Raw genomic sequence first — 13695 nt, 5'->3', positions numbered from 1 at the left:
CTCCTGCGTGAGTTAGGGGCCAATCTGCGGGTTAGTCGATTGCCCAGGGCTCCATTCGACCGTGCCGGCTTCGAGACCGACCGACGGTTGCAGACTGCTGGCCAGATTGCCCTCGATTTGCGCCGCCAGGTACAGCGTCCCCGCCATCACGCCGGTGGTCGGATTCTGCACCAGTTTGATCCACGCCTTGTCGAAGGTGTTGCCCAGGCTGCTGCGAATCAGCGCCTCACTGTCGGGCCGGTCATTGGCCTGAATCACCGCCCTGACGCCCGCCACGCCTACAGAAATCAGCGCCCCAGCCAATTTCCCGGCCACGGCGGCCACGGCACTGGCCGCCCCACGCGGGGCCATCTCGGCTTCGATCCGCTTGCTGGCGCGCTTGGCGACTGGTGCCATGGCGGTGTCGGTCGAATCCACGCCCCTGTCACCGCCGGCCTTGTGAATCTTGTCGATCAACGCCGCGTAAGCCGGCAACGTATTCAGCGGCTGCGTGCGCACCACCTGGTACAGCGAAGCGTTGCGTGCTGCAGGCGGTCCCAGGGCAATGGCCGGAATCTTCTGGATGCGGCCGTTGAGCTGGGCCATCGGCACGCCGTGACGCTGGGAGATGCGCTGCAATTCTTCCTGGAGAATGTCGACGTAAAACGCTGTGGCCAGGCCAAGAATCTGATCGGGATCGATTTCCAGTGCGACCGGTGCCAGCACTCGCCGCTGGTATTGCTCCAGCAGATATGCGGCCAGCCGTTTCTCTGAATGATTCTGCTCGTCCGAGCCGCTGATGGCGTACCAACTAACTTTCATCGACAGCCATTCCTGGGTCCAGTAGCTGCTGAACCAGGGGATGAAATTTTCTTCGGTCAGTTGATAGACCCGCGTGCGCCAGTAGTCCATGGCCCCGCGCGCGTAGATCTTGCTTTGTTCGGTGGCCGAGCGCGACGCGGCAACTATCTCGCGGTCGACTTGCTGCCATGTGCTGCGGGACACCACTACCGGCGGCGCGGATACCGGCGCGCGCTCAGGCGTGGCGCACCCGGCCAATATCAGCAGCACAGCAACGATCAGCGAACGCAGGTTCAAGATCGTGATTTCCTGCAGGTTCCCCGGGGAACGGGATGTTCGGGGGGTTAAGGCTTGATTTGAGTATAGGTGGCGGACTTGGGTTTGATGATGCTCTTGCAAGCCCCCTCGCCATCAAAGCCCGACCATCACTGCCGTCGATATTCACCATCGCGACGAATGCCTTCCGCCCAATAACCGTCAGCGTAGGATCACTCTCAACCCAACGCAAAACCCCGCATCGGAGGGGCGAATCATGATTATCCACCTACTCACTTGCCTGGCCCTGACAGCCTTTACCCTCAGCGTATTTTCCTGGTACGTGCTGACCGAGGAGTGCCCATCATGATTGTCGCCGTGACCCTTGCCGTGAGTTTTCCGGTGTTTGGCCGCAACTACTACGCGCAGACGCACGTCTCGCGCAAGACTTTCGAACTGCTGTTCGACGAGGCGTTCGATGATGTGCTGATGCCCGCCGCCGCCAATCATTTTAGCAATGAAGTGGTAGGGCTAAACGATCAGTTCCGTTTTTTGAACGACGTGCTCGAAGATCACCTCGCCCGTGCCACGTGGTTCTCATAATCCGCGCACACCTCTCGCAAGCAACCGCGTAACCAGCGGTGTACCGGATCGGCGTCCATGCGCGGATGCCACAGCATCGCGACCGTGAACGTCGGCAGCGTCACCGGACATTCAAAGCTGAACAGTCCCTCTCGCAGGTTAGTTGTATGGCGCTCGGGAACAGTGGCGATCAGATCGGTACTGCGCGCGAGGGCCAGCGCAGTGGAGAAACCACCGACAAACGTGGCGATCTGCCGTTGCAACCCAACCGCCGCCAGCGCTGCATCGATCGGCCCGCTGTCGAGCCCGCGCCGCGACACGCTGACATGTTTACCGGACGCATATCGTGCGGCGCAAATGTCGCCTTCGCACAGCGGATGGCCGACGCGCACCACACCCACAAAGCGATCCCCAAACAAGCCTTGCGTGCGTAACTCGGGTCCGGCCGACTTCCCCACTACACCGGTTTCCAGATCGACACTGCCGTCGCGCAACGCCGTGCTGTCCTTGTCTGTTTTGTCGACGAAACGCAGGCGCACGCCCGGTGCCTGCTCGGCGATGCGCGCGAGCAGTGCCGCACCGAAGTTCTCGACGAAGCCTTCGCGAATACGCAGCGTGAACGTACGGCTCAGTTGCGCGAGATCAGGCGCTTGCACCGGTCTCAGCAGCCCTTGCGCATCCTCCACCAATTGACTGACGCGTTCGCGCAGTTCCAGCGCGCGCGGTGTCGCCACCAGGCCACGTCCGGCGCGCACCAGCAGCGGGTCGCCGGTGGTTTCACGCAGACGCGCCAGCGCCCGGCTCATAGCCGAGGGGCTGAGCTGCAATCGCTTGGCCGCGCGCGCGACGCTACCTTCGGCGAGCAGCACATCCAGGGTCACCAGCAAATTCAGATCAGGCATCGACAGGCATCGCTCTGCGGCAAGGTCATAGGGCGTGACGCGCATGTATAAAGTGCAACCCGTGCGCCTTCCGCCATGTTAGGCCTCGGCGTAGATTTCGAACAGCGTCGCTGCAGGCGCTAACGAAATCGAGGGATATAACGTGAAATCGACCATTGCCGTTAGCGGTCAACGGACATCATCCGGGCGCTGGGCACTGCTTTGCCTGTCGCTATCAATGCTGTTGTCGTCACTCGGCACCAGCATCGCGAACGTCGGGCTGCCCACTCTGGCACAGGCGTTCGGCGCCAGTTTTCAGCAGGTGCAGTGGATCGTCATCGCCTACCTGCTGGCCATCACCACACTCATTGTCAGTGCCGGGCGGCTCGGCGACCGGATCGGTCGTCGGCGTCTGCTGCTCATCGGAATCGCGCTGTTTACTCTGGCGTCGGGCCTGTGCGGCATTGCACCGACTCTGGACATACTGATCGCTGCCCGGGCGCTGCAGGGGCTCGGCGCAGCCATCATGATGGCGCTGACCCTGGCAATGGTCAGCGAGACGGTCGCGAAGGATAAAACCGGCAGCGCCATGGGCTTGCTGGGGACGATGTCAGCGATTGGCACGGCCATGGGGCCGTCCCTCGGCGGATTGCTGATTGAGGGTTTTGGCTGGCGCACACTCTTCCTGATCACTGTGCCGCTGGGCCTGATGACGTGGCTGCTCGGTCATTGCTATCTGCCAGCCGACCGCAACAAAACCGACACATCGCCGCCACGCTTCGACGCACCCGGTACGCTGGTGCTGGCCCTGACGCTGGCGGCATACGCATTGTCGGTGACGCTGGGACAGGGTCAGTTCGGAGTGGTGAATGCTGCTTTGCTGGTAGCAAGTGTCGCCGGCGTCGGGCTGTTTGTGCTCATCGAGTCGCGCGCTGCCTCGCCACTGATTCAGTTGAGCCTGTTTCGGGACCCGCTGCTGAGCGGCGGCCTGATCATGAGTGCGTTGGTGATGAGCGTCATGATGACGACGCTGGTGGTCGGGCCGTTTTATCTCGCGCATGCACTGAGGCTTGACGCCGTGACCATCGGGATGGTTCTCGCAGTCGGGCCGGTGGTGGCGGCGCTGACGGGTGTGCCCGCCGGGCGGATGGCCGACCGTTTCGGTGCCCGCCCAATGACCCTCGCCGGGTTGATCGCGATGGCGATCGGCGGCCTCGCGTTGTCAATATTGCCGCAGACGCTGGGCATGGCTGGTTACGTTGCATCGATCATGCTACTGACGCTCGGTTATGGTGCTTTTCAGACCGCCAACAGTACCGCGCTAATGGCTGACGTCGCAGCCGACCAGCGCGGCGTTATTTCGGGTTTGCTGAATCTGTCGCGCAACCTCGGCTTGATCACTGGTGCGGCCGCGCTGGGCGCCGTGTTCGTGTTCGCCACCGGCGTGGCAGATATCAGCACGGCGCCACCCGCAGCCATAGCCCACGGGATGCGCATCACCTTCGCCGTCGCCACAGGATTGATGGCTTTGGCGATCATGATTGCACTGACCATCCACCCACTGGTTGCGCGGCGAAACCGTCCCTGACGCTCGTTTATGGCTTGATCACCACCAGCGGCTCACCCTTTTTGACGATGTAGGTGGCCAGTTCCGATGCGTTGCCCGTGCCGACATTCTTGGCGATGTGCGCGGTGCCCGCCGGTATGTACAGCGAATCCCCCGCTTTCAGCGTCACCGGCGGCTGCCCCTCGAGTTGATATTCGAACGTCCCGTCGATCACGTAAGCGACTTCCACGCCAGGGTGAGAATGATTGGGCGAGGCAACACCTGGCTCGAAGTCGACGCGAACCTGGATCACTTCACGCCCGGAAACATCAAGGTCCTGGCGCAGCAAATCAGTGCGATGCAGCCCGGCCTGCCAGCTTTTTGCCGGCACAGGGTCGGCAGCTTGGGAAACGCCCGAGTAGCTGGCGAGTGCAGCTACGGTGGCCAGGGCGAACGCGTAAAGACGACCTGGGTGACGGGATTTGATCAGTGACATGGTTTTTCTCCGGGTTGATACCGTTTGTGGTGGCCCGATTAAGCAGGTGCCGTGTATCGCGCTCGTGTCGCCAATGTCGTGGTTTTGTAAGCGAACATGGCTCCGTACGCCGGCGATACGTGGCGATACAAATCCCCGTTTTCCCGCAGGCCCCTGTAGCAGCTGCCGAGCCTGCGAGGCTGCGTCCGGCTGCGCAGCAGTCGTAAAACAGACCTATGCGGTGGGTCAGGAAAACCTTGTTTCCGGAACTGACGACTGCTGCGTAGCCGAACGCAGCCTCGCAGGCTCGGCAGCTGCTACACGAACGCGTCTGCGCAGCGACTTTGATTTTTTCTGAAACCGGTCAATCCTTAAATCAAGCACAAGGGCTGAACCGGCCCTCCAGAGAGCAGGACAAGCCGATGAGCGAACACATCGTCCACTTCCATTGCCAGATCGATCAGGGCACGACTGAGCGATTCCGTGATTGCTGCCTTGAAGCCCTGAATCAGGGGGCCACCTCGCTGATGCTCAACTTGTCCACCACGGGTGGCAGCACCAACTTCGGTTTCACCCTGTACACGTTTCTGAAGTCGTTGCCGGTGCCGCTCTGCGCGGTGAATGCCGGCAATATCGAATCGATGGGCATGATCATGTTTCTCGCCGCAGGGCACCGCATCACCTCGCCGCACTCACGTTTTCTGATTCACCCGATGAACTGGTATTTCAATCAGAAATCCGTGGATCACCAACGCCTGCGCGAATACCTGTCCAGCCTGGATAACGACCTGGCGCGCTACGTGCAGATTTTCTCCCTGGAAACCGCCCACGCCGAGACCAAACTGGATATTTTCCACTGCCTGTCTGCCGAGGAAAAAGTCATCGCCGCCGAAGACTCCCTGGCATATGGGATCGCTTACGAGATCAAGCAGATGGTCTTCGACGAGGGCGTAAAACACTGGACGGTCAGCGGCGGATAGATCAACGCAACTCAAGCAAACCCATTGCAAATCAAGAGCTAAAAATCACTGCGCAATTCTTTTGAATTTTTATTGACGGGCCCACTCATTTGCTTAAGAGCATTAAGGGGGGCCTTATGAATCGCACGGGACTGTACATCATCGAATACAACCTTCATGGCAAGGCCAAATCCTTCATCATCCGCGCGCAAATGATGCAAAACGCGGATGCGTGGCATTGGGCGAGTTGTGACGCTGGCATTGCGCCGATTCCCAAACCGGGGCGGCGGCCGCTGAAGACTCTATCGAAGCCGCAGGCCGAGCGTTATGGCATTACGGAGGTGAAATGGCGCGAATCCGAGACCATTGAATGGACCGAGGTTTGATCAGCCGGTCCGCATAGTGCTTGCACGAGCACTGGAATCGGGGTTAAACCGATTCCAGTGCTACGCTTTTAGTTCGTTGGCAGAGGCAACACAATGTTCGAGCGAAGAGTCACCCGCCAGGCATTCGAGAGCGTCGCCGTGAAGCGGATTCTGGCTGCGTCCATCGTTGTGGCATTGATCGCCACGACCACTTATGGGCTCTTTTACTGGGAGGCGGTTGGCACCCGGACGCAGCAATCGCTGTGTGGCGAAGCCAAGCAAACCCTCAAAGGTGTGGAAGTCCAGGCGCGTGCGCTCGCGGCCGGGCTGACGGTTGACGATTATGCCAAGGCGGAAGAGGACGAAGTGGCGGCGCTGATCCGCGCACTCGATGCCGCCACCAATGAAGCAGAAGTTGACCGGGCCATCGAGGCGCACGCGGCGTCAATCGAAGCCAAAAACGCCGTGATCGACGCGGAAGTGGACACCCGCGGCGACCAGATCTTCCTCGAGCAGCGCCTGAAAAAACAGCGCATACCGGTCGATGTAAAGCAGCAATTGCTGCGCGCCGCCAAAGCCGTCAGCGTCAGTTGCACCTGATACGCTGATCGCCGGCTTCAGCCTTTCGCAGCCATTGCCGTCACTTCCACACGCATGCCCTCAACTGCCAACGCCGCTACGCCAACTGCGGCGCGCACCGGCCAGGGTTTCGCGAAAAAGCGCTTGTAGACTTCATTGAACGCGGCGCGATCAGCCATGTCGGTCAGGTAGATGGTCAGATGCAGCACCCGATCCATCGAGCTGCCCGCACGTTCAAGCGCCACTTTCAACGCCTGCAGCGTGCACTCGCTCTGTTCGACAATTCCGCCCAATTCAAGACTGCCGTCAGCACGGGTCGGAATCTGCGTGGAAACCAGCAGCCCGGCAAAACCGGCAACGTCGGAAGAGATGGAATCTGCGTCTGGGTCGGGCAGGAAGGAGATGTCTTGGTTCGCCATGAGGTGCTCTTGTTTGTGGAGATAAGTGGTGCAGTTTACAGGCTCGTTGGCAGGTTGTTCAGGCGGCCGTTTGAAACCTGCAGTTTGCCTTCAAGAGCAACGATCAATCGGCCTGAACGACAAAGCCCGCACGAGGCGGGCGTTGGGAATCAGTAGGTGGCCGGTGCTGGTCTCCGGCTTACAAGGATTATCGGACCCTATAACGTCTGTTGACTGTTGCCGATCTTCCTGGCCTCCCCGACACCCCACTCCATCGCCCCTTCCATGTCGAGGAAATGCAGCTTTGGATGGTCGTTTTCCTCGACCGCCGTGCCATTGGGCAAGTACACCCCGATAAACATCCCCAACGAACCATCCCTCAGAATCTCGGCCTTGACCTTGATCTCGCATCCATTGGAAAGCGTTTCCGTGTGAAGCAAATGCCGTTCAGTCATCACTGCATCCTCATCGTGGTTGAGCCATCTTCACGCACCAAAATCGCTCACTCAAGCCGATAGAAACGCCGGCCTGACAGCGTCGTAATGCCACCTATACTACAAGCCACCGTCCCCTCCGGGGTCTGCATTACCAACAATAAAAGCAGAGGTGGAACATGGTTTGGCAGCAAATCTACGATCCGTTCAATAGCCCGGTGTTTTCAACCATCATGGCCGCCGTGCCGGTTGTGGTGATGCTGGCGGCCCTGGCGTTTTTCCATGTCAAAGCGCACCTTGCAGCCTTGATGGCATTGGGTTCAGCCTTGCTCATTGCTATTTTCGCGTTCGACATGCCTGCCGACATGGCCGGTTCCGCCGCGCTGTACGGCGCCGCCAACGGTCTGCTGCCGATCGGCTGGATCGTCCTCAACATCATTTTCCTGCACCGGCTGACCACCGAGAATGGATCGTTCAAGGTGCTGCAGGATTCCCTCGCGCGCATCACCGACGACCGACGATTGCAGCTGCTGCTGATTGCCTTCTGCTTCGGCGCGTTCTTCGAAGGTGCTGCCGGGTTCGGCACGCCGGTGGCAGTGACCGGGGCCATCCTCATCGGCCTCGGCTTTTCGCCGCTGGCCGCTTCCGGCCTCGCGTTGATCGCCAACACCGCACCCGTCGCGTTCGGTGCCTTGGGCACGCCGATCATCACCCTGGCCAAAGTGACCGGGCTGGATGAAATGGAGCTGTCGATGATGGTCGGTCGGCAACTGCCGTTTTTCTCGGTGATCGTGCCGTTCTGGCTGATCTGGGCATTCGCCGGCTGGCGCAAGATGCTGGAAATCTGGCCGGCGATTCTGGTGGCCGGGGTCAGCTTCGCCGTCCCGCAATTCATCGTGTCCAACTACCACGGGCCGCAACTGGTTGACGTGATCGCGGCACTGATCTCGATGGCCTGCCTGACCGGCTTCATCAAGGTCTGGAAGCCGGCCACCATCCACACCTCGGCCGCGCTGTCGGGGCGAGTCGACAACTCCAAAATCGCTGAAGAGCACGACGTCAAACCGACGGCGACCTCCAGCTTCAACAGCGAGAACCGTTCGGCGGTGATGCGTGCGTGGATGCCGTGGATCATCCTGACCATCTTCGTGTTCGCCTGGGGCACTCAGAGTTTCAAGAACATTTTCGACACCCGCCCGGCCATCGACCCGGTGACCAACTCAGCCAGGCTGGATCCGCAAGGCAAGCCGATGCGCGAAGCCAACCCGGTGTTCGCACCGACCATCACCTTCTCGACTATTCACCAGCAGATCGAAAAAGTACCGCCGGTAGTGCCGACGGCCAAAACCGAAGACGCGGTGTATCGCTTCAACTGGCTCACCGCCACCGGCAGCGGCATTCTCCTGTCGGCCATTCTCGGCGGCCTGCTGATGGGCTACTCCATTCCGCAGCTGATCAAGCAGTACGTGCGAACGATATGGGTGGTGCGGTATTCGCTGATCACCATCGTCGCGATGCTCGCCCTCGGCTTTCTCACGCGCTACTCGGGACTCGACGCGACGATGGGACTGGCGTTCGCCGCCACGGGGATTTTCTACCCGATGTTCGGCACGCTGCTGGGCTGGCTCGGCGTCGCCCTGACCGGCTCGGACACGGCTTCCAACGTGCTGTTCGGCGGCCTGCAACGCGTCACCGCCGAGCAGCTCGGTCTCAGCCCGGTACTGATGGCCGCTGCCAACAGCTCCGGTGGGGTCATGGGCAAAATGGTCGACGCGCAGTCGATCGTGGTGGCCTCGACCGCCACGCGCTGGTATGGCCATGAAGGGGAAATCCTGCGCTACGTGTTCTTCCACTCGATCGTCCTGGCCATTCTGGTCGGCGGGCTGGTGACGTTGCAGGCCTACGTGGAGCCGTTCAGCAGCATGGTCGTCGGCGGGCGCTGACGCGATTTATCCACGGGAGCCAGGTTTGCCCATCGCGAGCGAACCTGGCGCCGCTACCTTCTGGAGGAATTGAACAGATGAATCGACTGACCGCCAAAGACTTCGCCCCGCAACTGCTGGAGCTTTATGACTATTACGCGCATGGCAAAATCAATCGGCGAGAGTTTCTCGATCGCGCCGCGCTATTCACATTCGGTGGATTGACCGCCGGGGCGTTGCTCGCCTCGTTGAGCCCGAATTACGCGCTGGCCGAGCAGGTGGCATTCACCGACCCGGACATCATCGCCGAATACATCACCTATCCCTCGCCGAAGGGAAACGGCCAGGTCCGTGGCTATCTGGTGCGTCCGGCCAAGGCCAGCGGCAAAGTGCCCGCCGTGGTAGTAGTTCACGAAAATCGCGGGCTCAATCCGTACATCGAGGACGTTGCGCGGCGGGTGGCCAAAGCCGGGTTCATCGCGCTCGCGCCAGATGGCCTGACGTCTGTGGGCGGTTATCCGGGCAACGATGACAAGGGTCGCGAGCTGCAGGCGACCGTTAACCCCGAGAAACTGATGAATGATTTTTTCGCCGCCATCGAGTGGCTGATGCAGCACGACGCAACCACAGGCAAGGTCGGCATCACCGGTTTCTGTTACGGCGGCGGTGTAGCCAACGCGGCGGCTGTGGCGTTTCCGGAGCTGGGGGCCGCCGTGTCCTTCTACGGCCGGCAGCCAGAGGCCAAGGATGTTCCGCGAATCAAAGCGCCGGTGATGATTCATTACGGCGAGCTGGACACGCGCATCAACGAAGGCTGGCCAGCCTACGAACAGGCGCTGAAAGCGGGCGGCAAGACGTACGAAACCTGGATCTACCCGGGGGCCAACCACGGCTTTCACAACGATTCCACACCGCGTTACGACGAAGCCGCTGCCCAGCTCGCCTGGGACAGGACGCTGGGTTGGTTTCGCCGCTATCTGGTCTGACGCAAACTGTTTTTAACCCACCAGATCAATCAATTGCTCGCGCTGTGCACCGGTCAACATCGGGCCGAACCCCGCACCGGCATTGTCCGCCATGTAACGCGGATTGCCGGTGCCGGGGATCACGCAGGTGACCGCCGAATGCGCCAGCAGGAACTTCAGCGCCAATTGCGGCCAGCTGTTGACCTGCACCTGTGACGCCCAGCCGGGCAGCGGTTTGTCTTTCAAGCGGGCGAGCAATCCGCCGCCGCCGAACGGCCGATTGCACATCACCGCCACACCGCGCTCCCGGCACAGCGGCAGGATGCGTTTTTCCACGCCTCGGTCATCCAGCGCGTAGTTGATCTGCAGAAAATCCAGCGGCTCGGCCTTCAGCACCGCCTCCACTTCATCGTAGGCCGACGCCGTGTAGTGGGTGATGCCGATGTAGCGAATGCGCCCTTCTTCCTTCCATTTGCGCAGCGTCGGCAGGTGGGTTTTCCAGTCCAGCAGATTATGGATCTGCATCAGGTCGATACGGTCGGTCTGCAGCAACCGGAAGGATTCTTCCATCTGCGCAATGCCTTCCTCGCGCCCGCGAGTCCACACCTTGGTCGCCAGAAACGCCGGCGAACGGGGTTCATGGATCGACAGCAGCTCGCCAGTGGTCTGCTCGGCGCGACCGTACATGGGTGAGCTGTCGATCACCGTTCCACCTTTTGCGAACAGTGCACTGAGCACTGCGGGCAAATTCTTGTAAGCGGCGTCGGAGGGCGCGACGTCAAAGCCGCGATACGTGCCCAGACCGACAAGCGGCAATGGTTCGGAGGTGGAAGGAATGGCGCGGGTCAGCATGGTCTTGCCTCCTGTGTCCTTCGATGGCGCAGTAGTCGCAAAGGCCCGATCAAAGGTGAGGACCGCCGAAGCACCGGCAGCCAGCGTGAGTAATTTGCGACGTGTGAAACCTTCAGTGCGGCTCATGGCCGTGTTCCTCCGCTTCGTTGCGCTGCGCCTTGTGCGCCTGCTGCCTGGCCAGCCAGGCGCATAAAACGCCCCACAATCCGGCAATCGGTACGATCACCAGCGCGACCAGCCCGAACCCCGCCCCCACTGTCGTCAAACCGACGGACAACCAGCCACTGGCCGCGTCGCCGCCGCGATAGACCAGCGTCTCGATGACATTCTTGGCCTTGTACTTTTCCTCGCGGGTGACCACCGTCCAGAGCACCTCGCGGGCCGGTCGCACGATCGCGAATTCGACGGCGCGGCGCAGCCCTTGCGACAAGGCCACCGTGGCCGGCACCGGCGCCATGGCCATCGCCGTAAACGCCACAATGGTCGCCAGCGGCAACATGGCCAGTGCACCGCCGATGCCGATCAGGCGAATCAGGGGTGCGGTCAGCAGCAGCTGGAAGATCAGGGTCAGCGCCGACACGGTCAAATCGACCAGGGCGAAGAATTGCGTCCTGCTGGCCACATCAGAATAGCTGTCGGCGACAATTCGTCCCTGTTCGAAGTACAACAATGTCGCCGCGCTGGTGTGCAACAGCATGAACAGCACCAGCCCCAGCAGGTAGCGCGAGCGCAATATCAGGGTGATTCCGGCCAACATGCCTCCGCCCATGCGCCGGTCATCCAGCGACGAACGGCCGCTTTGCGAGGCCGTGCGCGACAATAAGGCACGAAAGCAGCGCACCGCCATTTCCAGCAGCAGCGCTGCCCCGACCGTAAGCGCCACCGGCCCGAGTCGCGTGGCCATGGTCGCCGCCAATAGCGGCCCGATGAACGTGCCAAGGGTGCCGCCCGCCGCAATGAAACCAAACAGCCGCCGCCCCTGCTCACTGGAGAAACGGTCGACCAGCACGCTCCAGAAAATCGACACGATGAACAGGTTGTAAATGCTGATCCAGACGAAAAAAACCCGCCCGACCGCGACCGGTGCGACGTGGTTGGCAATCAATCCACCGAAGAGCAACATCGACAAGGCAATCGCACGATAAATCAGCGGCACAAAACGCGTGGCCGGCAGGCGCGAAGCGAGGGCACCGAACACCGGCACCATCAGCAGCATCACTACGAATGTCGCAGTGAACAGCCATTGCAGCTGACCGGCGCCGCCTTCCAGGCCCAGAGCATCGCGTAACGGCCGCACCAGGTAATAGCTGGCGAGCACGCAGAAATGAAAGGCGAAGCCGAGGATCAGCGCGGCCCTTTCGCTGGGCAGGACATTCAGCCATTTGGCGGCGATGGGCATCGGTGCCCTCCTCTTCAGCCCACTTGCCTGGGTTCAACTACACTCTGGCAGCGCTCAAGCACCTGCACACTACGGCCAAGAGCAATCAATGCCGACCCCTAACGTTAGCCGAATGCCGCGAACATTGATGACCATCCTCGCCATCGCCGTTCTCTTGTACCTGGCGCTCTGCGCGGCGCTGTTCGTGTTTCAACGCTCGCTGATCTATTTCCCGCAACCGCGTACTGTCGGTGGTGCCGAGACCCTGATGACGCTGGCGGTCGCCGACGCGCAAGTGCTGGTGAGTGTGAGACCCCACGCGGGACCCAAAGCGCTGATTTATTTTGGCGGCAATGCCGAGGATGTCTCGAGTAACCTGCCGGAGTTCAGCCAGGCGTTTCCCGAACATGCGTTGTACCTGATGCACTATCGGGGGTTTGGCGGCAGTACCGGCTCGCCCTCGGAGGAAGCGATCCAGCGCGATGCGATGACCCTGTTCGACAGCGTTTACGGCGAACATCCACAGATTACCGTGATGGGCCGCAGCCTCGGCTCCGGCGTCGCGGTGCGCCTGGCAAGCCACCGTCCGGCGACGCGTCTGGTGCTGATCACGCCTTACAACAGCCTGAAAGACCTCGCGGTGCGCCAGTACCCGATTTTTCCGGTGAAGTGGTTATTGAAGGACACGTTTGAATCGTTCAAATACGCCGCTCATATCAACGTGCCGACGCTGCTGGTGATGGCTGAAAATGACGAGGTCATCCCGCGCGCCAGCACTGAAGCGCTGCTCGAGCATTTCGCCCCCGGGGTGGCAACGTTAAAGGTCATACCGGGTGCGGGGCACAATTCGCTATCGGACAGCCCCGGCTATTTCAAGCTGTTGGCGGAAGGTCTGTAGGCGCGATCACTTGCGCGCCAATTTGTAGCGCAGGCAATCGTCATAAAAACTCTTGCGCAACGCTGCCGGCTTGAGGCGCGACGAGCTGTCGTAAGTTTGCTCGGTAATGCCCATGGCCATCATGCGCATCCACGGCTTGTTGAATTTGTACGTTTGAAGTTTCTGCCGGGCGGCATACAACGACACGCCTGCGAGTTTGAGCTCCTGCGCCCTTGCCGCCGTACCCGCGCCCCAACTGCACATGTAGCGGTCGTTGTCCTTGAGCTCTTTGGCGGACGCGGAGACAGCGATGCCTGTCAGGCCGAGGGAAACCAGTGTGATCCATACAATCCGCATTTAAACCCTGCCCTAACCGGCTGAAAATGAAGCGATTTTGCCGAGGTGCAGGTCACCGAGGGGCCAGCAAAATGCCTTATTCACTGGTTA

At 60.7% G+C, this 13695-nt stretch carries 16 protein-coding genes; 8 read left to right on the top strand and 8 right to left on the bottom strand.

Going from position 1 to position 13695, the window contains the following annotated elements; genetic code table 11:
* Nucleotides 1-12: 12 nt before the first annotated feature.
* Nucleotides 13-1077, bottom strand: coding sequence for a hypothetical protein (locus DU29_RS0121750; protein ID WP_028623596.1), 1065 nt, complete (start codon nt 1075-1077; stop codon nt 13-15).
* 324 nt (nt 1078-1401) lie between these two features.
* Here DU29_RS0121750 and DU29_RS0121745 point away from each other — a divergent pair, with 324 nt between their 5' ends.
* Nucleotides 1402-1638 (top strand): hypothetical protein, encoded by a 237-nt coding sequence (locus DU29_RS0121745; RefSeq protein ID WP_028623595.1) that lies wholly within the window; start codon nt 1402-1404, stop codon nt 1636-1638.
* Here DU29_RS0121745 and DU29_RS0121740 read toward each other — a convergent pair.
* Nucleotides 1608-2525 (bottom strand): LysR family transcriptional regulator, encoded by a 918-nt coding sequence (locus DU29_RS0121740; RefSeq protein ID WP_028623594.1) that lies wholly within the window; start codon nt 2523-2525, stop codon nt 1608-1610. The two genes, DU29_RS0121745 and DU29_RS0121740, sit on opposite strands and share 31 nt — an antisense overlap.
* A gap of 136 nt (nt 2526-2661) precedes the next feature.
* Between DU29_RS0121740 and DU29_RS0121735 the strand changes: the two genes are divergently transcribed.
* Nucleotides 2662-4086, top strand: a complete 1425-nt coding sequence (locus DU29_RS0121735) for an MFS transporter (RefSeq protein ID WP_028623593.1) — start codon at nt 2662-2664, stop codon at nt 4084-4086.
* 7 nt (nt 4087-4093) lie between these two features.
* Here the strand turns inward: DU29_RS0121735 and DU29_RS0121730 are convergent, their stop codons facing one another.
* Nucleotides 4094-4540 (bottom strand): cupin domain-containing protein, encoded by a 447-nt coding sequence (locus DU29_RS0121730; protein WP_028623592.1) that lies wholly within the window; start codon nt 4538-4540, stop codon nt 4094-4096.
* 401 nt (nt 4541-4941) lie between these two features.
* Here DU29_RS0121730 and DU29_RS0121725 point away from each other — a divergent pair, with 401 nt between their 5' ends.
* From DU29_RS0121725 to DU29_RS0121715, 3 genes are all read left to right on the top strand, one after another.
* Nucleotides 4942-5499 (top strand): ATP-dependent Clp protease proteolytic subunit, encoded by a 558-nt coding sequence (locus tag DU29_RS0121725; protein ID WP_028623591.1) that lies wholly within the window; start codon nt 4942-4944, stop codon nt 5497-5499.
* Between the two features lie 116 nt (nt 5500-5615).
* Nucleotides 5616-5864 carry a DUF6555 family protein gene (locus tag DU29_RS0121720; protein ID WP_028623590.1) on the top strand — a complete coding sequence of 83 codons (249 nt, stop codon included), beginning with the start codon at nt 5616-5618 and terminating at the stop codon, nt 5862-5864.
* 93 nt (nt 5865-5957) lie between these two features.
* Nucleotides 5958-6443, top strand: coding sequence for a hypothetical protein (locus DU29_RS0121715; protein ID WP_236645640.1), 486 nt, complete (start codon nt 5958-5960; stop codon nt 6441-6443).
* Nucleotides 6444-6460: 17 nt separating this feature from the next.
* Here DU29_RS0121715 and DU29_RS0121710 read toward each other — a convergent pair whose 3' ends face one another.
* Nucleotides 6461-6841, bottom strand: coding sequence for a RidA family protein (locus DU29_RS0121710; protein WP_028623588.1), 381 nt, complete (start codon nt 6839-6841; stop codon nt 6461-6463).
* Between the two features lie 197 nt (nt 6842-7038).
* Complete coding sequence (locus DU29_RS0121705; protein ID WP_028623587.1) at nt 7039-7275, bottom strand: hypothetical protein; 237 nt, start codon at nt 7273-7275, stop codon at nt 7039-7041.
* Between the two features lie 158 nt (nt 7276-7433).
* Here DU29_RS0121705 and DU29_RS0121700 point away from each other — a divergent pair, with 158 nt between their 5' ends.
* Nucleotides 7434-9197, top strand: coding sequence for an L-lactate permease (locus DU29_RS0121700; protein WP_028623586.1), 1764 nt, complete (start codon nt 7434-7436; stop codon nt 9195-9197).
* Between the two features lie 77 nt (nt 9198-9274).
* A complete protein-coding gene (gene yghX / locus DU29_RS0121695) occupies nt 9275-10162 on the top strand; it encodes a YghX family hydrolase (protein WP_028623585.1) in 888 nt (295 codons plus the stop codon).
* A 12-nt stretch (nt 10163-10174) separates the two neighbouring features.
* Here yghX and DU29_RS0121690 read toward each other — a convergent pair whose 3' ends face one another.
* Both DU29_RS0121690 and DU29_RS0121685 read right to left on the bottom strand, forming a co-directional pair.
* Nucleotides 10175-11119 carry an aldo/keto reductase gene (locus DU29_RS0121690; protein ID WP_028623584.1) on the bottom strand — a complete coding sequence of 315 codons (945 nt, stop codon included), beginning with the start codon at nt 11117-11119 and terminating at the stop codon, nt 10175-10177.
* Nucleotides 11106-12392 carry an NTP/NDP exchange transporter gene (locus DU29_RS0121685; RefSeq protein ID WP_028623583.1) on the bottom strand — a complete coding sequence of 429 codons (1287 nt, stop codon included), beginning with the start codon at nt 12390-12392 and terminating at the stop codon, nt 11106-11108. Before DU29_RS0121685 ends, DU29_RS0121690 begins: the two co-directional genes overlap by 14 nt.
* An 88-nt stretch (nt 12393-12480) precedes the next feature.
* On the opposite strand from DU29_RS0121685, the gene DU29_RS0121680 reads away from it, so the two are divergent.
* Nucleotides 12481-13269 carry an alpha/beta hydrolase gene (locus DU29_RS0121680; protein ID WP_028623582.1) on the top strand — a complete coding sequence of 263 codons (789 nt, stop codon included), beginning with the start codon at nt 12481-12483 and terminating at the stop codon, nt 13267-13269.
* Between the two features lie 6 nt (nt 13270-13275).
* On the opposite strand, the gene DU29_RS0121675 is transcribed toward DU29_RS0121680, so the two are convergent.
* The gene (locus DU29_RS0121675) at nt 13276-13605 is read right to left on the bottom strand and encodes a hypothetical protein (RefSeq protein WP_028623581.1); all 330 of its coding nucleotides are present in this window, start codon (nt 13603-13605) and stop codon (nt 13276-13278) included.
* Nucleotides 13606-13695: the final 90 nt, after the last annotated feature.

Origin of the sequence: Pseudomonas sp. Ant30-3, from assembly GCF_000690905.1 — a bacterium.
Classification (GTDB): Bacteria; Pseudomonadota; Gammaproteobacteria; order Pseudomonadales; family Pseudomonadaceae; genus Aquipseudomonas.
The sequence above is the reverse complement of the archived record's forward strand: the minus strand, read 5'-3'. Positions and strand labels throughout refer to the sequence as shown.